Source organism: Acidobacteriota bacterium (genome assembly GCA_040754075.1).
Taxonomy (GTDB): domain Bacteria; phylum Acidobacteriota; class Blastocatellia; order UBA7656; family UBA7656; genus JBFMDH01.
The window spans coordinates 133773-154954 of the sequence record JBFMDH010000006.1; the positions used below are offsets into that span (position 1 = coordinate 133773).

At 48.9% G+C, this 21182-nt stretch carries 19 protein-coding genes; 14 read left to right on the forward strand and 5 right to left on the reverse strand.

The features are described 5' to 3' along the window. Positions 1-101: 101 nt before the first annotated feature. The 4 genes from AB1757_08780 (at position 102) to ptsP (ending at position 4556) form a co-directional block, all read left to right on the forward strand. The gene (locus tag AB1757_08780) at positions 102-1073 is read left to right on the forward strand and encodes an ABC transporter permease (protein MEW6127120.1); all 972 of its coding nucleotides are present in this window, start codon (positions 102-104) and stop codon (positions 1071-1073) included. Positions 1074-1175: 102 nt separating this feature from the next. Continuing rightward, on the forward strand, positions 1176-2336 hold the full coding sequence (locus tag AB1757_08785; GenBank protein ID MEW6127121.1) for an ABC transporter permease: 1161 nt from the start codon (positions 1176-1178) through the stop codon (positions 2334-2336). Between the two features lie 131 nt (positions 2337-2467). Continuing rightward, positions 2468-2758: an HPr family phosphocarrier protein gene (locus AB1757_08790; protein ID MEW6127122.1), complete on the forward strand. Its 291-nt coding sequence runs from the start codon at positions 2468-2470 to the stop codon at positions 2756-2758. After that, complete coding sequence (ptsP, locus tag AB1757_08795) at positions 2745-4556, forward strand: phosphoenolpyruvate--protein phosphotransferase (GenBank protein ID MEW6127123.1); 1812 nt, start codon at positions 2745-2747, stop codon at positions 4554-4556. Before AB1757_08790 ends, ptsP begins: the two co-directional genes overlap by 14 nt. 264 nt (positions 4557-4820) lie before the next feature. Here the strand turns inward: ptsP and AB1757_08800 are convergent, their stop codons facing one another. Next, positions 4821-5153, reverse strand: a complete 333-nt coding sequence (locus AB1757_08800; GenBank protein ID MEW6127124.1) for a hypothetical protein — start codon at positions 5151-5153, stop codon at positions 4821-4823. A gap of 83 nt (positions 5154-5236) precedes the next feature. Then, entirely contained in the window at positions 5237-7819 is a 2583-nt protein-coding gene (locus AB1757_08805) for a S8 family serine peptidase (GenBank protein ID MEW6127125.1), read from the reverse strand. 171 nt (positions 7820-7990) lie between these two features. Here AB1757_08805 and AB1757_08810 point away from each other — a divergent pair, with 171 nt between their 5' ends. After that, positions 7991-8551: a hypothetical protein gene (locus tag AB1757_08810; GenBank protein MEW6127126.1), complete on the forward strand. Its 561-nt coding sequence runs from the start codon at positions 7991-7993 to the stop codon at positions 8549-8551. Positions 8552-8941: 390 nt separating this feature from the next. Here the strand turns inward: AB1757_08810 and AB1757_08815 are convergent, their stop codons facing one another. Then, the gene (locus tag AB1757_08815; GenBank protein MEW6127127.1) at positions 8942-9898 is read right to left on the reverse strand and encodes a hypothetical protein; all 957 of its coding nucleotides are present in this window, start codon (positions 9896-9898) and stop codon (positions 8942-8944) included. Positions 9899-10150: 252 nt separating this feature from the next. Between AB1757_08815 and rimO the strand changes: the two genes are divergently transcribed. The 8 genes from rimO (at position 10151) to AB1757_08855 (ending at position 17581) form a co-directional block, all read left to right on the forward strand. Further along, complete coding sequence (gene rimO, locus AB1757_08820) at positions 10151-11509, forward strand: 30S ribosomal protein S12 methylthiotransferase RimO (protein ID MEW6127128.1); 1359 nt, start codon at positions 10151-10153, stop codon at positions 11507-11509. A gap of 15 nt (positions 11510-11524) precedes the next feature. Continuing rightward, a complete protein-coding gene (locus tag AB1757_08825; protein ID MEW6127129.1) occupies positions 11525-11782 on the forward strand; it encodes a hypothetical protein in 258 nt (85 codons plus the stop codon). 38 nt (positions 11783-11820) lie between these two features. Next, on the forward strand, positions 11821-12138 hold the full coding sequence (locus AB1757_08830; GenBank protein ID MEW6127130.1) for a PIN domain-containing protein: 318 nt from the start codon (positions 11821-11823) through the stop codon (positions 12136-12138). A 4-nt stretch (positions 12139-12142) separates the two neighbouring features. After that, positions 12143-13153 (forward strand): hypothetical protein, encoded by a 1011-nt coding sequence (locus AB1757_08835; protein ID MEW6127131.1) that lies wholly within the window; start codon positions 12143-12145, stop codon positions 13151-13153. Positions 13154-13212: 59 nt separating this feature from the next. Continuing rightward, positions 13213-13731: a phosphatidylglycerophosphatase A gene (locus AB1757_08840; protein MEW6127132.1), complete on the forward strand. Its 519-nt coding sequence runs from the start codon at positions 13213-13215 to the stop codon at positions 13729-13731. Then, positions 13664-14485 (forward strand): hypothetical protein, encoded by an 822-nt coding sequence (locus AB1757_08845; GenBank protein MEW6127133.1) that lies wholly within the window; start codon positions 13664-13666, stop codon positions 14483-14485. The genes AB1757_08840 and AB1757_08845 overlap by 68 nt, the downstream gene beginning before the upstream one ends. A gap of 77 nt (positions 14486-14562) precedes the next feature. Beyond that, positions 14563-15801 carry a competence/damage-inducible protein A gene (locus AB1757_08850; GenBank protein ID MEW6127134.1) on the forward strand — a complete coding sequence of 413 codons (1239 nt, stop codon included), beginning with the start codon at positions 14563-14565 and terminating at the stop codon, positions 15799-15801. A gap of 85 nt (positions 15802-15886) precedes the next feature. After that, complete coding sequence (locus AB1757_08855; protein ID MEW6127135.1) at positions 15887-17581, forward strand: hypothetical protein; 1695 nt, start codon at positions 15887-15889, stop codon at positions 17579-17581. Between the two features lie 13 nt (positions 17582-17594). Here the strand turns inward: AB1757_08855 and AB1757_08860 are convergent, their stop codons facing one another. Beyond that, on the reverse strand, positions 17595-18515 hold the full coding sequence (locus tag AB1757_08860; GenBank protein ID MEW6127136.1) for a LysR family transcriptional regulator: 921 nt from the start codon (positions 18513-18515) through the stop codon (positions 17595-17597). A gap of 178 nt (positions 18516-18693) precedes the next feature. Between AB1757_08860 and AB1757_08865 the strand changes: the two genes are divergently transcribed. After that, positions 18694-19014 carry a DUF4032 domain-containing protein gene (locus AB1757_08865; GenBank protein MEW6127137.1) on the forward strand — a complete coding sequence of 107 codons (321 nt, stop codon included), beginning with the start codon at positions 18694-18696 and terminating at the stop codon, positions 19012-19014. 92 nt (positions 19015-19106) lie between these two features. Here the strand turns inward: AB1757_08865 and AB1757_08870 are convergent, their stop codons facing one another. Beyond that, positions 19107-20528 carry a hypothetical protein gene (locus AB1757_08870; GenBank protein MEW6127138.1) on the reverse strand — a complete coding sequence of 474 codons (1422 nt, stop codon included), beginning with the start codon at positions 20526-20528 and terminating at the stop codon, positions 19107-19109. Between the last annotated feature and the right edge of the window lie 654 nt (positions 20529-21182).

Below are 21182 nucleotides of genomic sequence, written 5' to 3' on the forward strand. Positions count from 1 at the left end.
TCATTGAATGATTCACTGTAATATTCATGTTTTAAATTCCGGCTACTGACCACCGGCTACCGACTACTGACCACCGACTACCGGCTACCGACTATTGGCTAATGAAAACCTTTATTCTGCGAAGGCTGCTTGCAGCTATCCCGTTAATCATCGTCGTCACCTTCATCACTAGTGCGATGCTGGTGTTGTCGCCGGGAAATTTTTTCGATGAACTCAGGCTCAATCCCACCATCTCGCCCGATTACATCCGCCGCATGGAGCAAATCTATCATCTCGACAGTCAGAATATTTTTGAACGTTACTGGTACTGGTTGATGCCTGCGCTCAAAGGTGACTTGGGATTTTCCTACGCTTCGCGCGTGCCAGTCACTTCGTTAATCGGTGAGCGGGTACTCAATACTTTGTTGCTTACAGGTTCGGCATTGATTTTTTCCTGGCTTCTGGCGATTCCTTTCGGGGTGCTCGCGGGTGTCTATCGCAATCGCTGGATAGATAAATTGTCGGGGTTCATTTCCTATTTCGGTCTGTCAATTCCGAGCGTCTTTTTCTCTCTGCTTGCCTTGCTGTTTGCGGCAAAAACCAAACTCTTTCCGGTTGGCGGCATTCACGACCAGGTCAACTGGGATTATATGAGCGCGGGAGAAAGAATCCTGGATACCCTCTGGCATATGGTCTTGCCCTGCATGGTGCTGGGCACGATTGGTGTTGCGCAGTATATGCGTCAGATGCGCAGCGAAATGATTGAAACCTTGTCGCAGGATTTCATTCGCACGGCAAAAGCCAAAGGACTCAGCCGGCGGCGCATCATCTTTCGCCACGCGCTCGGCAATGCCATCAATCCGTTGATTACGCTGTTTGGTTTTTCGCTGGCGTATCTGTTTTCGGGCGCTTTGCTTACCGAGTATGTTTTCAGTTGGCCCGGACTTGGCACTTTGATTTATGACGCCCTGATTAAAAAAGATGAGCCGGTGGTGATGGCGGCAGTCACCATGCTGACGATTATGCTCGTCATCGGCAATCTCGTCGCAGACATTTTACTTGCTCTGATTGACCCGCGCATCCGGCTGGAATAAGAGCAGAAAGGAATTGAATTTGAATTACTGAAAGGATGTTGAAGGAGCGGTCTCTGACCGCGACCCGTAACTACTCACAAACTGCTCCGGTGAAAGCAAATTATGAGCGACCCGAATATATTGGAAGAAATCAAACTCGCCGAATCGTCAACACAACTGGTTGATGCAGGCGAAAGCGCCTCGCGTGTCATCAGTCGCTCACCGTCGCAAATCATCTTAATGAAACTGAGGCGCAACCGGTTGGCGATGACAGGATTTTATCTTCTGACCGTATTTTATTTTTTAGCGATTTTTGCCGGTTTTTTCGCGCCTTATAAATATGACACCGCCGACCACGATTTGCCTTTTCACGCGCCGATGCTAACCCGCATTCACTTTTTCGACGAGCAAGGCAAGTTTCAAAGACCGTTTGTTTACAGCATCATTCCCGAAGACCTGCAACTGAAAACCTATCGCGAAGACACCACCAAAAAATATCCGATACGCTTTTTGGTGCGCGGCGATAGCTATCACATTTTATGGATGATTCGCGCCAACATTCATCTATTCGGGGTTGATGAACCGGGACGCATCTTTTTATTCGGGTCAGACAAACTCGGACAGGATATGCTCTCAAGGTTGCTTTACGGGGCGCAGATTTCTTTATCCATCGGCATTGTCGGCATCGTCATCTCAACTATTATTGGCATGTTGATTGGCGGCATTGCCGGATATTTCGGCGGCGCGATTGATTTCCTGTTGATGCGCGGCGTCGAAGTTCTGCTTGCGCTTCCGAGTCTCTATTTCATTCTGATTTTGCGGCAAACTTTCGGCACCGCTTTCAGTTCAACGCAAATCTATCTGGTCATCGTGATTATTCTGGCATTCATCGGCTGGGCAACCGAAGCGCGGGTGATTCGCGGCATGGTCTTATCCATTAAAGAGCAGGATTATGTGACGGCAGCGCGGGCTTTGGGACTTAGCAATATGCGCATCATCATTCGTCACATTCTGCCGAACACTTTTTCGTTTGTGATCGTCACGGCGACGCTTTCGGTGCCGTTTTATATTTTAAGCGAAGTCGCCCTGTCGTTTCTGGGCGTCGGCATTCAGGAACCCGAAGCCAGTTGGGGCAATATGTTAAAAGACGCCAACGACATTCGTTTCCTACAGGATTTCCCCTGGGTTTTATTGCCGGGCGTTTGCATCTTCATTGCAGTAATGGCTTGGAATTTTTTAGGCGACGGGCTACGCGACGCCGCCGACCCGCGAACCATGAATTAGCAGACAGTAGGCAGAAAGCAGTAGGCAGTCTTTTCGTTTAAGGTTTATACTCTCTTTGGCGAGGAAATTGGAAAAGTAATTCAAGGAAGAAATTTTATAACTGCCTGCTGCCTGCTGCTTTCTGCCTACTGATGCAAGAGCGCACTGTAAAAATCAAAAATCGTTTGGGACTGCACGCCAGAGCTGCCGCAAGGTTTGTACAATGTGCTGCGCAATTTACCAGTAAAGTTCAACTACAACGCGATGACAAAGAAGAAATCGCCAATGGCAAATCCATTCTCGATGTGTTGATGTTAGCCGCATCAAACGGCACGACGCTTATCATTCAAACCGATGGCGCAGATGAAGAACGCGCTGCCGACGCGCTGGTAAAAATAGTTGAAGACCGTTTCGGCGAAGAGGTGTCGGATGGACTTTTCTAACGAATCTTCCCCTATCAAAAAACCCACTCAACGAGATGTCAGAATGCAGGGACTTGCGGCAAGTTCGGGAATTGCCGTGGGTCGCGCTCTGCGTCTTGATGAAAAAGGCCGCCAGCAAATTTTTTATGTGGTGGTATCGAGCAATCAGGTGCGCAGCGAAGTCCGCCGCCTGCGCGATGCCATCACGGAAGCGCGCGCGCAACTCGAAGAGATACGCTCAAAACTGGTGCGCGAACTCGGCATCGAACATTCTTACATTCTTGATTCGCATTTGATGATGCTCGAAGATGAACGCTTTCAAGCGGAACTCAAACAGGAAATCCGCGCCCGAAAAATCAATGCCGAATGGGCGGTGCGCGCCGTAACCGACCGCATCGTCAGCGCCTATAAACAGGTGCAGGATTCCTATCTTCGCGAACGCTCGACCGATTTGGAAGATGTTGCCGCGCGCCTCATTAACATCTTGTCGGGTCACACCAAATTCAACCCGGAGGAATTGAATGAAAAGGTTGTCCTCGTAGCCGAAGACATATTGCCTTCGACGGTTGCTGAACTCAATTTCAATAATGTGCTTGGCTTTGCCACAAATTCCGGCGGACTCACTTCGCATTCGGCAATTATCGCCAGAGCTTTAAATATTCCGGCGGTCGTCGGTCTGCATGACATCACCCTGAAAATCAAAACCGGCGACGCAATGGTGATTGATGGAACCGCAGGCGAAGTCATCCTGCGTCCGACCAAACCGTTGATTCGCGATTATCTCGAAAAGAGCGAGCACGAAGCGAAACGCCCCACTAATTCGGCAACCAGAGTCGCCGAACCGACGATGACCATTGATGGGGTTCGCATTAAATTGCGCGCCAATCTTGAACTCCCGAATGAGATTGTTTCGCTGCCGTTATTTGGCGCAGAGGGCATCGGGCTTTATCGTTCGGAATTCATGTTTTTAAATCGTTTGCCGAATTTGCCCGATGAAGAAGAGCAATGTCTGCTCTATTCCTGGCTTGCCGAATCGGCAGGCGACGCGGGCGCAAGCATTCGCATTTTTGATTTGGGCGGCGATAAACTTTCACTGCAAGGGTTTGAAGGCGAAGCCAACCCGGCGCTCGGTATGCGGGCGATTCGTCTATCGCTCAGGGTGCAGGAAATTTTCAAAACCCAGTTGCGCGCCATTTTTCGCGCCAATATGCAGGGCAATTTGCGAGTCATTTTGCCGCTGGTCACGACCATCAATGAACTGAGAGAAGCCAAAAAAATTATTGAAGAGGTCAAGCGCGACCTCAAAAACGAGCGCGTCAAATATAATCCCAACACCAAACTCGGGGTAATGATTGAAGTACCCGCTGCCGCGATGATGGCGGATTTGTTTGCCCACGAATCCGATTATTTATGCGTAGGGACGAATGATTTGATTCAGTATATCCTGGCGGTTGACCGCGCCAATGAAAGCGTTGCGCATCTTTATCAACCGTTTCATCCGGCAGTGCTGAGGACACTGGCGCATCTGGTGCGGGTTGCCGAAGCGGAAAATAAACCCCTGGAAGTTTGCGGCGAGATGGCATCAGACCCTGTGCAGGCGATTGCTTTGGTTGGGCTTGGCGTGCGCACCCTGAGCATGGTGCCGACCTCGATTCCGCTGATCAAAAATGCGCTCGCGACCATCGATTGCTCCAGTGTGCGCGAGTTGATGACCAAAGCCTTGAAACTCGCATCCGCCGATGAAGTGCAGGAGTTGCTCTCAAAAGAACTCCCCAATCAAGCGCCGCGATTAGTCGCCGCACTGGCTTCGCAAAGTTAGAGGAATTTGCGACTGGCTTTACTTTGACTTTGTTGAGACAGCAATCTTTGACCGCGTCGTTGGGAAATCGCGGTCAGAGACCGCTCTCTCAACAACCTTCATCTAAACCGGAATGCAGAAGATTGGTACACGACACATTAAGAATAAGCCCGGTTTATCGGCATTTTTTCAACATCGAGTGAACCAACCTCTTGTATCTCGGTTTAGCAATCGTGGTCAAAGACCGTTTGCTCAACCTTAGAATGGTTTGGCAAACCGCTGTAGTCATTTTCTGCGTTTGAAAAAATAGACCGGATCGCCTTGTGAGCCATAGACGGTTACCAATTCCCAACCCTTCTCGCCTAACTTATCCAGGTTTGATTCCAGTGGGAACGCTTCACGAAAAGCGCCAATATTTTCTTTGCGCATGGTTGCGCTGGTCGAAGATGAAAGGTTGGTGGTGCCGCCTTGAACGACTAAATATTCCCATTGCTCTGCGGCAACCGCTTCTGTGGATGCCGCCGCGTCTTTGCTCTTTTGGAAAACTGTGTTGGCGGTCACGCCGATGACAAATATCAAAATTAATCCAGCAGTTGAAATGAAGATGATGCGCCGCATATATTCTCTCCTCTTTTGGGTTGAAGTTACTGATAAGCGTTTAAACGGCGCACCGGCAGATTGGTTCAGACTTTAAGTCGTGGTTAAACGCGAATCGTGAAGGGTTGTGAACGTTGATTATTTTCAATCACAACGATTTGATTATCGGTGTCGGAAATCAGTTTGAGTTTCTTGGCTTTCAGGCGAATGCTCAGCGAATTGGTCGCGGCATCGAAAACAAAAGGCATTTCAATGATTTTCCCATTGATTTCAACTTGCGCGGCAGCAGTGAAATCCTGTCCCGTGATGGTCAGCAGTTTTTTGACATAGGTTACATTCGCAATCACAGGTTTTTTCGGCGGCGGCGGCACATCAGGGACAGGGTCGGCGATGTTGTAAACCACCAGCGCAAAATCCTGATCCAATTCACTATCGTTTCCCGGTACGCCATTGCCTGCGATATTGGCAGCGCGAATTGTAATCGTGAAATTGCCTGCTACGCCTTCCGGTATCAGTTCAGGTTTGATGAAAACGCTTTCAACATTATTCAAATGGTCGGCTTCGCCATCGGCAATTGAAAAGGCTTCGGAAAAATTATTGCCGCGATAAATGGTCGCATCGCCAACCTTCACTTCCAAGTCCAAATCATTAACCAGTACCGCACCGAGAAGCGCGCCCGGCGCATCCGTCCACGCAAGGGTCAAGCGCAAAGGTTTGGTGCGGTCAGCAAGCGAGCCGCGCAATTCATAAACCTGTCCGCTTGCCGTAAAGCGTTCCGTTTGATCAATGAGTTTGCGCGTGGTCGCATCGAAGGTTTGCGCCAGATTCAAAAGCCCCCAGCCCTGTCGCGCTTGCGGTAAATTGCCTCCAGCATTTTCGCCGTTCATATACGAAGCGGCATTGATGAGAAAAGCTTTGGTCATCGCCGGCGACGGCGCATGGTTGTTGCCGAGCAGGTTGTTCTGCGCAAAATATTTTCTCAGCAACCCGGCGGCTCCGGTGACGTGCGGCGCGGCAAGCGATGTTCCCGAAGACCAGGTGTAGAGTTGTTGCCCGGCAGGTTGAAAAATCGGCACGCCCGGACAAAGCCCCAACCCGAAAAAGTTTTGTGATTGCGAAGCCGCGCCGTGAACGTGGGTGCCGGGTGCAGCAAGGTCAGGTTTGGCGCGACCATCAGCGGTTGGTCCCCCGGATGAAAAACGCAGAATATCCTGCGCACTGTCCGCGCCATCGGGACCGATGCCGCCAAGCCCGTCGTTATTGCATGAATCCAATCCCGTGGGTCGGTAATTTTCACTTGCGGCAACCGACAAAACATTTTTTGCAGCGCCGGGTGAACTAACGCGACCACCGGCTCCGTCATTACCTGCCGAGAACACAAACAGCATTTCCTGATTTCCTGAAACCGCAGGTTGCGCGTCACGCGCCAGCGCATCGTATTGTTGAGAAATGATGTCATAAGCGTTTAAACTCGTGCCCCAACTGTTATTCGAGATGCGCGCCCCGGCTGCATAAGCAGCGGAAATCACATTAGTGAAATTCAAATTTGCCGGTTGCAATCCGTTATCCGTAAAGATGCGCGAAGAACCGATGCGGCTTTGCGGGTCAACCCCCAAACCATACAAATAGCCTGCGTCGTCTTGCATACCATCAGCCCCGTTGCCGCAGATAATCGAGGCGACCAGTGTGCCATGTCCTCTGATGTCTTCGCTGTTCGCGGTGTAGTTTTTCACATAGACGATGCGGCTTTGATTCTGCGCGTCGAGAAAATCGGGATGCAAAAGGGTCGGCAACAGCGAACCCCGGTCTACGCCCGAATCAGCTACGTCGATGATGAAATCGCCCTGTGTATTCAACCCTTTTTCGGCAAGCCAATTTAAATAGCCTGCCGTTGTCGGTTCCGTGCGCCCCTCATTTAAATTTGCGGCGATGATTTGCAGACTCCGTTCATCGTGCAAAGTGAAACTGGCGGCAGGCTCAACAAACACCACTTCATCAAGCGCGGCAATCTTTACCAGTTCACCTGCTGGAACAATCGCTGAAATAATTTGATAGTGTAAAAATTTTTGCGGGGTTGTTAGGGCGTCCACATTTTTCGCGATGGCTTGGATGTATTCGAGGTCGTCTTGAGCTTCCGGCGCGGCGATGAGTTCGATAGTGACGCGGGCATCATTACTGGCATTACCCTGTAAACTCGCGTCGAGTTCCGGGGCGATTTTCTGTAGCGGTTGCAGGCGGCTCATCCAGCGAAGCGGTCGCGCATCGTCGGCAGCCTCTTGCGCATCGAGTTCAGCGACTCGCGCCATTTCCATTTCATCACCGCGAATCAGATAAGCGTTGTGCGGAATATAAGCGATAATTTCTGCGCCGGTGGCTTTGAGTTGTTGAAACCAGTCGGGACGAATCGCATCTACAAATTGCACGATGCGCAATTGTTTTCGCGCTGCGAAGCCCTGTGTAGCGATATTTTTTTGCAGCGCGAGTCGGTCTTCACGTGACGTGTCGAGATGCGCCTGGGCGCGGGTGTCGATTGCGCCGCGCCGAAATAAAATCGCTTGCGAATCGGGTGATGCTTTGCCTGGCGGCACTGAACTGGCATTGACGCCGACCAGAGCGGCGCAGGCGAATATCATGAAGACAAAAATCAGCAGTGTTTTATTTATTTTTTGCGAAATTGAATGTGCCATAAACTATCAAATCAAAGGGGACACAGGGAGAACGCTGTCAAATTTTGATTGGGTCATTATAACTTTTAAGAAAAGCTTTTGTCAGGTATTCTTTTGATTACTAATCATCAGGGCATGAAATCCCCGTGCTGTCGTTTATAGCGAATTCATATTGAAGAGGAAGGTTCATTGATGAAGCATCTCAGAAGCACTTTACGACTGATTCAAATGGTGTGCGCAGCATTTATTCTGTTTTCTATCGCATTCACGATTCAGGCGCAAATCCAACTGCAAAGACCGAAATCCGAACAACGCCTGCCCAATCCTTATATGATGGGAGCGCCGCGTGACGAAATCATAACTTCGACCAAACAGATGTTTGAGGCGCGCGAGATACCGCTCGATAAAGAAGATTGCAATCAATTGACCGGCGAATGCACCATAATCAGCAAACCCGTCATCTTCATCAAAGGCACCACCACCCGTAGCCAGTTGGAACATTATTGCGACGTGCCAGCCGCCAATGTGCAGAACTGGTCAAGGGGGCGTTATGTGTTACGCATTCAAATCGCTCCGGCATCGCCCAGACAATCGCAGGTCAGCGTCCATTGTAAATTTGAAGGTATGGTCGATAGCTTCACCGGTAACGAATGGGTGCAGTTGAACTCCAAGGGGGTTTTGGAAGACGACCTCATGCGTTGCATCGAAGACCGTGTGCGCGGCGGCAATTGCGAAAACATCAAACCGCGATAAGGTTTCAATCAATCGGCTCAGACCGACCGTCTAAAGACCACCAAACCGTTTGAAACGGAGCGGTTGCTGTGCAACCTGATTCAGCATCATTAACTAATCCAAGTTGCCAGTTGCTCACAAAACGACATTGCTCCAAAGGGGCAAAGGAAATTAACCTGTGGTGCAGCCACAGGTCAATGAGCCAGTTAAAGCTCGCGCGCCCTGAAGGGCAATGCCATTAAGTTAAGACTGGGAGCGCGGACGTGGACGTCCGCGCTCCCGGTAAGTAATTCTCCTTAACTTAATGGCATTGGCACTGAAGGGGCGCAAAAATCTCAGGCTTCACATTCCGGCAGTTGCACCGCTGGCTAATCTCCGCTAGTTCAACGAACCCGCAACCTGGATTAACTATTATTTCTTATCTCTTTTCATTTCCGGTGCAGAAGATTTTTTCAGGCGTTTCCAGAGGATGGTCACTGCGCCGCTCTCTTCCTGACGAATGACCCGGAAAGCGACGATGATGTCGGCTCCCTGATAAGGGTTGAATGGACTGATGGTGATGGTGGTTCCCGGAATAAATCGGATGAAGTCCGGGCGTTTGTAGGTTATAGAGCGCAATACATAAGTAATGCCGGGCACAACGCGAATCCCTGACCGGTAACTGAAGTTGCCTTCTTTAAAACCTGCGGCATAGCGTTTGGCTTCGGCTGAAGCTTCGGAATAGCGTGTGGGAACGTTTAGTTTATGCAAATACTCGACGCCCGATGTTTGTAAGGTAACGCTTTCAAGCGCCACATCACCGAGGGCTGTGAAAAGTCCCAGCGATAATCTGGTGACTTGGGTGAGAAAAATATTTTCCTGCAAACCTAAATCAGACCAGAAGCCGTAAACATGGGTCTTCTTGCCGAAAGAATAAAACGCCCCGCCGCCGCGAATTGGCATTGCTTGCTCAGGCGCAGTTGCCGATACCGTAAGCGACGTTTCGTAATCGACTTTGGGTAACAGTCGAATCAACCCGGTGTTGGATTGTTTGAGGAATTGAGCGTATTGCAAACGGTCTTCAGCGGAACCCGCGAGATATTTTTTTTGCTCATCGGTCAACGGCTTTTCATTTATCTCGGGAGGCACCTGTGAAAGTTTTTCGATATTTTCTTCAACCTGGGCTTTAGCAGCCTCGGCGCGAGCCTTATTCAAGTAATCCACCGGCACATTGTCTCTGGTTATCGAATGTTCAGGAGCGCTCATCGGCGAGGGTGGCAGAGATTGATTGGGCTTATTCTGAGTTTGAGCAGGCAGAGGCGCACTAAGAGAGATGAATAAACCGGCAGCAACGATTAAAACAGATGACCGGTTGAGCAAACGAGACATATAAAACTTCTCCTTCAACTCCCCAACGCTTCAACGGTTTTGTCATCTTATCACAGCGACAATTTTCTCTTCAAAGAGGGTGCGTGAGACTTCCTAGAAAAACCCTGTAAAATCGGTGTATCATCGTTGATTCGCAACTAAAGCCGTTTGCGATGGTCACAAGCTGTTGAGGAAGCGGTCTCTGACCGCAAACCTTAGTCTTGGCAACGCGCGCGAAAGCGGAAAAGTGTCTTTACCTATAAAGGAAGTTTCATGACGCAAAAGAAAAAAATCGGCATGGTCAGTCTCGGTTGTCCCAAAAATCTCGTTGACAGCGAAGTGATGATGGGGCTGCTCGCACAGCAAGGCTATGAACTCACCCACAATCAACAGGACGCCGATGTGTTGGTGGTCAATACCTGCGGGTTTATTGATTCGGCGCGACAGGAATCGGTTGAAACGATTCTGGAAATGGCGGAATTCAAAAAATCCGGCAAAGCCCAGCAACTCATCGTCGCGGGCTGTCTGGTCGAACGCTATCACGAAGAGTTGCAAAAAGAGATTCCCGAAATTGATGCATTGATTGGCGTCAATCAACTGACGGAAATCACCTCAATCGTCAAACCGAATGGCGCAAAACCGTTGCCGATTTACAGCGAAGGGCGCACCGCGCCTGAACTTTTTCTTTACGACGAAACCACCCCCAGACTTCGCGCCACCGCGCCTTACAGTTCGTATGTGAAGATTGCCGAAGGCTGCGACCACACCTGCGCCTTTTGCATTATTCCGAAACTGCGCGGCGTATTTCGCAGCCGGTCGCCGGAATCCATTTTGCGCGAAGTTGAAATTCTCGCGGCGCAAGGCGTCAAAGAAATCGTTTTGATTTCGCAGGACACCACCGCATACGGAAGCGACCTGGCTTTAAAAGACGGCTTGGCGCAACTGGTTGAATCCATCGCCAATGTCGAAGGCATCGAGTGGGTGAGGTTTTTATATTGTTACCCGACTGCCATCAGCGATGAACTATTGCGGGTGATGGCTGAACATCCAAACGTCTGCAAATATTTCGACATCCCTTTGCAACACGCGAGCAGCAATGTATTGAAGTTGATGCGGCGCGGCGGCAATCGCCAGTCTTATGAACGATTATTCAAACGCATCCGCGAACGGGTGCCGGGGGTGGCGCTGCGCACCACCTTCATTGTCGGCTTTCCCGGCGAGACTGACGCGGATTTTCAGGAACTCGTCGAATTCGTCAACGCCATGCAATTTGACCGCGTCGGCGTTTTCACCTATTCGGATGAAGAGAACTCTCCGGCGTTTGAAATCGACAACAAAGTGCCGCATTCAGTGGCAAAAAAGCGCGAAAAGATTTTAATGAAAGCGCAGGCGAAAATTTCCAAACGCAAGAACAAAGCTTTAGTTGGCAAGCGCGTGCAAGTCCTGCTTGAAGGCAAATCGAAAGAGAGCGATTTACTGCTTGAAGGTCGCATGCAATCGCAAGCGCCGGAAATTGACGGCTGCGTATTAATCAACGATATACCCGAAGAGGCGGACATTCGCGCCGGCGATTTCGTCACCGTTGAAATCACCGAAGCCCACGAATACGATATAATTGCGCGAATCATTTAAATCAAAGGGGAGCTTATGAGCGTCGACGACTCAACATTTGAACAGGCATTGGCAATGGCACAACAACTTCCACCTGTTGACCAAGCGCGTTTAATTGCGCGTCTGGCTCCGGCTATCGAAAAATTCCTTGAACACGTGGAAAAGCCCGAATTGCCTGAACGCCAGGTTCGTATGCGGGGCTTGCTTGCGGATTTGGGCGCGGCTCCTTCCACAGAAGAGATTGATGAAGTTCAGCACGAAATGTGGGCATCTTTTGCAGAGGACAAGCGATGATTTGTGCGATTGCTGATACCCAAACGGCAGGTGCATTGATGGATAAAGCAGAAACGGATGGCGAGCAAATCGCCATCTCTTCCGTAACCTTAGATGAGATGGTTTATCTTATCGAAAAAGGGCGTATTGATTCTGCCGCCTTTGACCGTGTCATTGATGCTTTAAATATGCCGAATTCGCTGTTTGTGGAAATTCCTTTGGACAGCAACGTCGTTAAAGCTATGCGACTGATTGCCCGTTCAGAAGTTCCTGATTTGCCAGACCGTATCATTGCGGCAACCGGACTTTTTCTGGGAGCGCCGGTTATCAGTCGGGATAGCAAGATTCAATCTTCGTCCGTAAAACCGTTATGGTAAAAACATGGGAACCAACCGACCACAAGAGCTAATCCAACCAAGGCTTTTCCAACCAATTGACCGTTTTGCTTATTTGATAGCAACAGGGTTTGGCGCGGGGCTTATGCCGAAAGCCCCGAACGTGCCCGGCGCTCTCGAAAGGGTGGTGGCTATTTTTTATGTGTTGATGTTGCTTTCGTTCGGCAATCCATCTTTTGCCCGGAACGAAGATGAGGTCGGCGCAAAACCTAAACCGATAAAACTACCTGGCGCTTTTGTCGCATTTTCAAACGATGATGTGTTAAAGAAAACGTTTTCTGATTATGACATTCAAACGGGAAGAATTTCATCACGTTTGAATGAAAATAATCAGCCTTCATTGGTTCGTATCAATCAAGCGCGTTTGTGGAGAGTGAAGGGGCAGGAACACTTAGTGGCGCTCATAGATATTGCTGGAGCAGACCATTATTTTAAAGACTTGTGCGGGAATTGCGGAATATTTGCAACATTAGTTGTGCTCAAAAGAGCAGGTAATCAATTGGTTGTCGTTGCCAAACAACCGCCAAACCAATCTATGCCCTCTGATTTTTCCAGAGATAGAACGGATGCAATTTATTATACCGGTCATGACCCTATCGTCTCGTTAGACCTTGCGCCATATAAACTCACTGACAACGAGATGTTGATAGGTTTCCGCGTTGAACATATGTGGTTACCTGCGCGTACTTGGGATGTCTATCTGTCGCTTTATAGAATCGAAGGCGATAAGTTGCGTGAGGTTTTCAGCGAATCGGTTGTCGAAAGAAGGTATCCAGGCGAAAATCCACAGTACGAGGTTGTGAAATCGGTGTCCGAGCTTTCTCCTCTACGCCTGAACTCAAAATTTTATGATTATGAAATCCGTAAAACCGTAACGCATTGCTTTGATAAAAACGATGATGCCGATTGCACCGTAAAAGCTGACAAAATCACGCGAATAGAAAAACAAACCGAATTATGGCGATTTAACGGGGCAAGATTTGAAAAAATAAAATAGGCAGTACAACAACAGCCGATTATGATTTTCATCTATTAAAATACGCCTGACACAAATTCATGAACCAACACACCAGCATTCAATTCAAAACTTTCAATGCCATAGACCGTTTTGCTTATTTGATAGCAACAGGGTTTGGCGCGGGGCTTATGCCGAAAGCCCCGGGCACCTTTGGGGCAATTGAAAGTGTGTTGGTTTTTGTAGCGGCAGTTGCTTTGCCGTTATCTCCGCAAATTCTGCTGATTCTTTTTTCACTAATGAGTCTAGTGAGTTTCGCAGCCGGTGTCTGGGCTGCAAATCGCGTCTGCAAAGCGACAGGCTTGGACGACCCCGGTCAAATCGTCGTTGATGAAATCTGCGGGCAATTCATCGCTCTGGTGCCGGTCGCGCTTGCGCCTTCGTGGCTCAATATCGTCCTGGCATTTTTGTTGTTTCGTTTATTTGACATTACCAAGCCCTACCCGATTCGCAAACTCGAAAATTTTCATGGCGGACTCGGCGTGATGGCTGATGATGTGCTCGCCGGAATTTACGCCGCTCTGCTTGTCTGGTTGGCTCATCTCTTGCACCTCGTATAAACTGCATTGGATGGGAAATCTCGAACAGGCGATTGAAACCGCTCGGCACGCTGAACAACCAGTTATTCAATTTATCAAAAAAGCGCCCATCAAACCGCAACGCTTAGGCATCTTTGCGGCTTCTTTTAATCCGGTCACCACAGCCCACCTTGAGCTTATGCAACAAGCGAAGGTTGATTTTTCGCTTGATGCAATCATCGCGCTTGCCGGAATCGCAAATGCCGATAAAAGCGAATACGAATGCGCCATCGCTGACCGCTTGCGAATGCTTGAGTTGGTTTTTAATGAAAACGCGCAAACCTCCATCGCGGTCTCTTCGCACGCTTTTTTTGTTGATAAACTCGACGCCCTTCGCGCGCATTATGACGCGGGAACCGAGTTGCACTTCATCCTCGGCTTCGATACCTTTGAGCGCGTGCTTGACCCGGAAGACAAATACACACGGCTTTATCACAGAAATTTTGCAAACCGCAACCTGGCGCTCTCCTATCTGCTCGCACAATCTCGTTTGATTGTTGCAAGTCGCCTGAACGCCAATCGAAACGATTTTCATTCGCTGGTTGAAAAATTCGTACCCGCGCAATTTGCCGTTCGCATTGCGTTTCTGGATTTCCCGAAAACCTACGGCGAACAATCGGCAACCGAAGTTCGTCGTCGCCTCGAAAATAAAACACCTATTGCCGGACTTGTCCCCGACGCGGTTGCGCGTTACATCATTGAAAGAGGATTGTATCAACCAAGCTCACGCCAATAAGCGGATATTTGATTTAAGCGGCGCGGCTGTTGATCGCCCTGCACCCAAAGAAAATTATTTGAACTTAGGAAAACCTTATGTTGAAAGCAGAAATACTTGCCATCGGTTCGGAAATGCTCACCCCGTTTAGAGTCGATACCAACTCGCTGTGGCTCACCGAACGATTGAATGCCATCGGTATCGAAGTGCATCTGAAAACCATCGTCGGCGATGACGAAGCGATTATGGAAGACGTCATCACCCACGCTTTACAACGTTCAGATATTATTATTTCGACCGGCGGGCTTGGGCCTACGGAAGATGATGTGACGCGCAAAGTCTTTTCGCGGGTCACCAACCGGCAACTCAAACTGGATTATGAAATTCTCGAAAACCTGCGCCAGCGTATGGAGAGCCGGGGTTTCAAGATGACCCCCAATAATGAACGCCAGGCGCTCGTCCCGCGTGGCGCAATCGTGTTGCCCAATCCGCACGGCAGCGCGCCGGGACTCAAAATCGAGCAGGATGAAAAACTCATCTACTTGCTTCCGGGACCGCCACGCGAAAATAAACCGATGTTCAATGATTATGTCTTTCCCGAACTTGAAAAACTTTCGCGTGGGGTGCGCATCGCCAAACGTTTTCTGAAAGTCGCAGGCATCGGCGAATCGGCGATGGATGATATGATTGCGCCGATTTACAAAGAATATACTGATGTAACCACCACCGTGTTATTCACCAACACCGACATCGAAATTCATTTGATTGCCAAAGCCGACACCATCCAACGGGCGCAGGAGCGGGTTGACGAACTGGCGGAAAAGTTAGAAGAAAAACTTGATTTGCTTTGCTACTCGACGCAGGGCGAATCGCTCGAACAGGTGATTGGCAATCGACTGCAATTGAAAGGTTACACCATCGCCACTGCCGAAAGTTGCACAGGAGGACTGGTCGCCGAACGCTTGACGCAAATTCCCGGCGCCAGCAAATACTTTGTCGGCAGCATCATCAGTTATACCAACGAAATTAAACAATGGTTGTTGAATGTGCCGAAAGAGATGCTCGATAGAAGCGGCGCAGTGAGCGGTGAAGTCGCCGAAGCGATGGCGCGCGGCATCAAAGAACAAACCGGTGCGACCATTGGTGTCAGCATCACGGGCGTCGCGGGGCCTGACGGCGGAACCGAGGCAACACCTGTTGGCACAGTTTACGTGGGGCTTGCCGACGACACCGGCTCATCCAATAAACGATTAAACCTGTTCGGCGACCGCGAATTGATTCGCTGGCGTGCATCTGCCGCAGCACTCGAATTAGTCAGGCGAAGATATTTGCTATGAAAGTTTCTGGTTTTCTAGTTTGTGTTTCCATCACTCTTGCATTATCAGGATTAAACTAGAAACCAGAAACCAGAAACTCAAAACCATGCCTAATTCAATTGAATTCTTGCTCAACCAACTTGAAGAAGCGAAGCGGCGATTTGATGACCAGTCGCAAACACTAATCGTCAAATGCCTTGAAAAGCTCTCCAGGAGCCGGTTTCAAGACGCCAGCACCTTGATTCGCTTTCATGAAATCCTGCTCTTTTTGCGCGCTTATCCGGCAAGCGCCGAAATTCTTGAGCAAGCGGAAACCTTGCTCAACAACTTTGTGGAACGGGTTCAGAGGCTATACGACGATGGCGCTGATATGGCTGAGTTTTGGGACGCCGAGTATTCGGGCATCGCAGGAAATGAAATCTCTGCGGTCTTCTCTTATAAAATCGCCCGCTTCCTTGCTGAACAATTTCCGCAATCCGCTGAAGTCGATTGGCAAGCCTTTAAACGAAAAGACCGACTTGGCGCGATACTGCCGCGTCTGATTCCGCTACTTGACGAAGATGCTTCAGTTGAAGCGAACGTCCCTTATTATACCTGGCTCAAAACTGCAAAAGGACAACGAGGAAGTGACCTTGCCTGGATGATTCGCGGTTTTGCTGAGTTGGATTTAAGTGAAAGAGCGAAAGCTGAGCTTTTTGATTCGCTTGATCTGCCTATCTGGTGGCGCATTGAAAATGCGAAAGCGTCACGAACCCGTTTGCGACTTGCGACCAAAAAATTCTTCTATCATACGACGCCGCTCATTAAACGAAGTGAAGTTTCGATAGCGGATGAATTTGCCGGTAAACCGCTTCGCGTAAAAAAGCTTTCCTCAACACAAGGCAAGAAAGCGATTAACCTTGCCCGCGTCGCGTCGGTTGAGCGTTACCGGGAACTCTATGGATTTACTCACGGCGATGCAAACTGCGTTTCGCACGCTGAACTCGGACGCGGCGTTGAAATGTTCATATATGAACTCGCGCCCGAATGGCGTTTACCACTTCGCGCTTATCACGCGGGAATGATTTTCAAAAACGGCGTTCCGGTTGGCTATGTCGAAACGCTTTCGCTGTTTGAGCGGTGCGAGGTTGGCTTCAACCTTTACTACACTTTTCGCGATGGCGAAACCGCCTGGCTTTATGCGCGGTTGTTGAAACTCTTTCATCAACTGTTCGGCGTGACCTATTTTTCGATTGACCCGTATCAAATCGGCTTTCATAACGAAGAAGCCATCGAATCGGGCGCGTTCTGGTTTTATCGCAAACTCGGTTTTCGGTCGACGCAACCGGGGATTCGACAACTCATTGAGGCGGAAGAAAAGCGTTTGCATGAACGCGCTGGTTATCGAACGCCCGCGCGCACACTTCGCAAAATTGCCGCAGGACACCTGGTGTTTGAATTGCACAAACCGGAAAGCGATTGGGATGGCTTTCAAATTCGCAACCTCGGATTGAACCTGCAAAAGCACATCGCAAAAAATTTTGCCGGCAGCGCCAAAAAGATGAAAGCGGTGACGATCAAGGAAATCGCTCGCGAGTTACGAATCCAGCTCGCATCCTTCAGTGAAAGCGAACATCGATTGTTTGAAAATTTTGCTCTGGTGCTCGCTTTAATAAACGATTTCCATACCTGGACGCCAGGCGAAAAACAACTCCTTGCCGACATTATTGAGGCGAAACTGCAGCGCAGCGAAAACGATTATCTCGCATTACAACAAAAACACTCGCGATTGCGCGATGCAGTGATTCGTTCAGGCTTTTGAAACGATCTTCAACTCAATCTTTCGGTTCGCCTTTGGCAATAGCCTGCAATTTATTGATGTTTTGCAAAATAAAATTCACGAATGCTCTGGTGGCTGATGCCTGAAAGCGACCAAGCGATACCATTGCCACCGTGCGTCTGAGATTGTGACCCTCGATTTTCAGCTTCGCGAGTTTTCCTGATTTCAATTCATCGCGCACTGTCCAACTGGGTAAAACCGAAATACCCAGACCTTTTTCAACCATGCGTTTAATGAAATAGGTGTCATTGGATTCCATTGCCACGTCGGGTTTGATTTCCACCTGTTTGAAAAAATTGTCAGTCGCCCGTCGCACTGATGCGCCGCGTTCAAATAAAATCAAGCGTTCGTGTTCGATCTCTTCGACCCGGATTTTGCGTTGGTGGGCAAATTTATGTTTTCGACCGACAACCAAAACCAGTTCATCGTTAAAGAGTTCGGTGACTTGCAGGTTCGGCGAGTAAATCGGCAGCGAGGCAAATCCGACATCAGCAACTCCATTTAAAATATCGGCGATGGTTTGTTCCGTACTGACGGTGGTGCGGTAAGAAACTTCTATGCCGGTATGTGACCGCATAAAGGCTTCAAAGAGCGGGTCGAAAAGGTAAACAAACGCCTGGGTGGCGGCAGCGACGCGAACCCTTCCTTTAAGTTTGGCTTTTTGTCCCGATACGCTTTCGCGCAGTTGTTCGACATCTTCGAGAATGCGTTCGGCATAGGCAAGCGCGATTTTCCCGGCTTGTGATAATTTGACGCCGCGTTTGGCGCGAATAAATAACGGTTCGCCGAGTTCCGATTCCAAAGCTTTGATTTGATGGCTGACCGCCGATTGGGTCATGTGCAGACGTTCGGATGCGCGCGTAAAATTCAAATGTTCGGCGACGACCCGAAAGGTTTTTAGATGTGATAATTCCATTCTCTCCTCCTGATGATAAGATGAGACATTAGCATAATTGATGATAGTGATGAAAACAATGAATTAGACGAATCGTAGTGTATGGGTTACTCTATGGTTGTCACACTGAACGATGATTCAAAGTTTTGAAAATCGGTTGGCTTACGAATTGATTTTCATTAACGAGAAAGGAGTTTTTATGCCGATACCGTTCAGGTTGGAATATGTTATTGAAAAGACGCTTGTCGAACCGGATAACCTCAAACAAAAAGCGTTGAGAAAGCTGGCGGGCGTAAAACTTTCGCATACCGAGGCGCTGACGATTTGGAATCGCATCTTAGACCACAAATGGTTTTTGAGCGAGCGTCTGGGTCGCGATGTCGGGATGCGCGTGGCAAGCATTGATTATTTTGAAAATATTTATTCGCCGCGCCAACGTCATCATAACGAATTTTATAGATTGATGCGTCGTTTAATGCGACCGTTAATAAGTTACAGAGTTATTTCATCTCTCCTATAACGACCCTTCCTTAGATAATTAGAGAGCTTACTAAACGAGGTCGTGAGCCAATTAAACTCACGACCTCAATTTTTTTTGGCTGAATATCGAGGTTACTCGACATGATGTTTCTTTTTGAGATTATGGACGTGAACTTTTGATACGCCGAGTTTACGCGCAGCGCGGGTCAAACTGTTATTGGTTTGACGCAAGGCATTGCGTAAGAGAAACCCTTCGAGGGTGCGTTTGGCTTCCTGCCAGCGCGGCAATTGATTCCCGTCAAAAACCAACCGGTTATCGTCGGTGAATTGAATCTGTTCTTCATATTTTGCAGAAACGCGGTCATATTCTTCGCCAAGCCAGGTATCTTCGATACCACTGAGAATGCTTGCCGCCCGGGTTAATTCCGCACGACCGGCTCGCGTATCGAAATTATGATAGGCTTCAGCAAGAAAGATGGTGGCTTCAAGTTCTGCGCGCTTGAGAATCAATGAAGGACTGGACTGTCGAGCGATTTCGGCAGCTTCTGCTAAAAATTGCGCGGCTTCTCGGAAATCGTGTGAAGCCAATTTCACGTGACCGAGTGAGATGCGCGCCCGCGCCCGTGAAACCGCCGATTTGCTCTGGTCTGCAAGTTCCAGCGCTTTGCTGGCATAACTCAAGGCATCTTCAATTTCATTTTGCAGGAGAGAAACAAACGATAAAACTGAAAGGGCGGCGCTTTCACCCGCCGGGTTATTGCTTTGAATTTCCCGGCTGTCGAACGCCATGCGCTCGGCGCGTTCAAAGCGTTTGAGCCTGATGAGCGCGGTTGCCAGTTTCAGTTGGCTTTCGGCGCGGTCGCGCTTCAAATCATAACGTTCAAAAACAATATTGGCTTCTTTGTAAATTTCCAGCGAATCCTGAAACTCACCCAGCGCATATTTGAGGTCAGCAATGCCGACCAGGGTATAGGCATAATGGCGTCCCCGTTCAACGCCTTTCAAAATCGTTGAAGCCTCTTCATAACGTTTATTGGCGGCTTCGAGGTCTCCCAATTCAGCCAGCACCGCCGCCTGTTCACTGATGATGAGACCTTTGAGATATTCGGCTTTTTTACTGGCTCGACCGGCGAGTTTGGCTTCGGCGATTTTTAATTTTTCAGCAGCCTGTTCAAATTGTCCGGTTTTTCGCTCCAAACGGGCGATTTCCAGCAGTGCCTGGCTGGCGCCAAACGCATCTTCTTTGAAGGTATAAAAATAGTAAGCGCCTTGGAGAAGCGTTTGCGCACGCTCAGCGTCATTTAACGAAAGCGCCAATCGTCCCTGCGCCAAGGAAAAGCGTGAGGCAACTTCGATATCGGTGGCGCGACCTTTGACTTTATCCAGCAAGTTCGCGGCTTCATCATATTTTCCAAAATAGTTAGCGACTTCGGCACGAACCACCATTTCCAGGGGATCGTCGGTTCTGCGCTCGGAAAATATCTCTTCCGCCGCAAGAAACTGTCCGCTATCTATCAAATCAACATAACTCTCTTGAGCTGTTCTCCTTTCCATCTCTACTTTTTCGTCCAATAGAGCTTTTGATTGCAGTTGCAACCAATACAGACAACTCTCCCTCTCAAACAGCTTACGCTATCCCTTTAGAGATCGTCCTATAAATACTCCCACAAGCCCCCGCTCTAATGGGCGTATTCCTCCTTTATGTGATATTAAACTCCCCTTGTTCTAAACCTACACTAATACCCGAACTGCTTTCGCAGCTTTCTAACATCAACAATGGATTCCCCACTGACTAAGCTAAGCGAAACTTTTTAAAGTGAAATATATCTTCCCCTCTTCACTTAAAAAGTTATTTTCTTTTAATCCGCTCAAAATATATGGTGAAAGAGTACCAAGAGCAGGTCAGCAATACAAGCAGTTTTTAAAAGGATAACGAATGATAAAGTTTAAGCGAACGATGGATTGAAGCAGCGTGCTGGGATTTAATAATATCCAAATAATTGCCGGACGAGTAACTTTTACGAAACCTGCAATAAATCCCAACAGCCGCCTTCAGATTATTCTCCAAAGGCGGCTGTCAATTTCACTCTGAAACCGCGTAACGATGACCTTCAGCATCGCTGATCCCGCTACCCGATTCTGAGTGGAATCTGTGACCTAAAGGACAGGTGAACCAAACTGCATCTTCAGTTGTGGCAACCTTCCTCA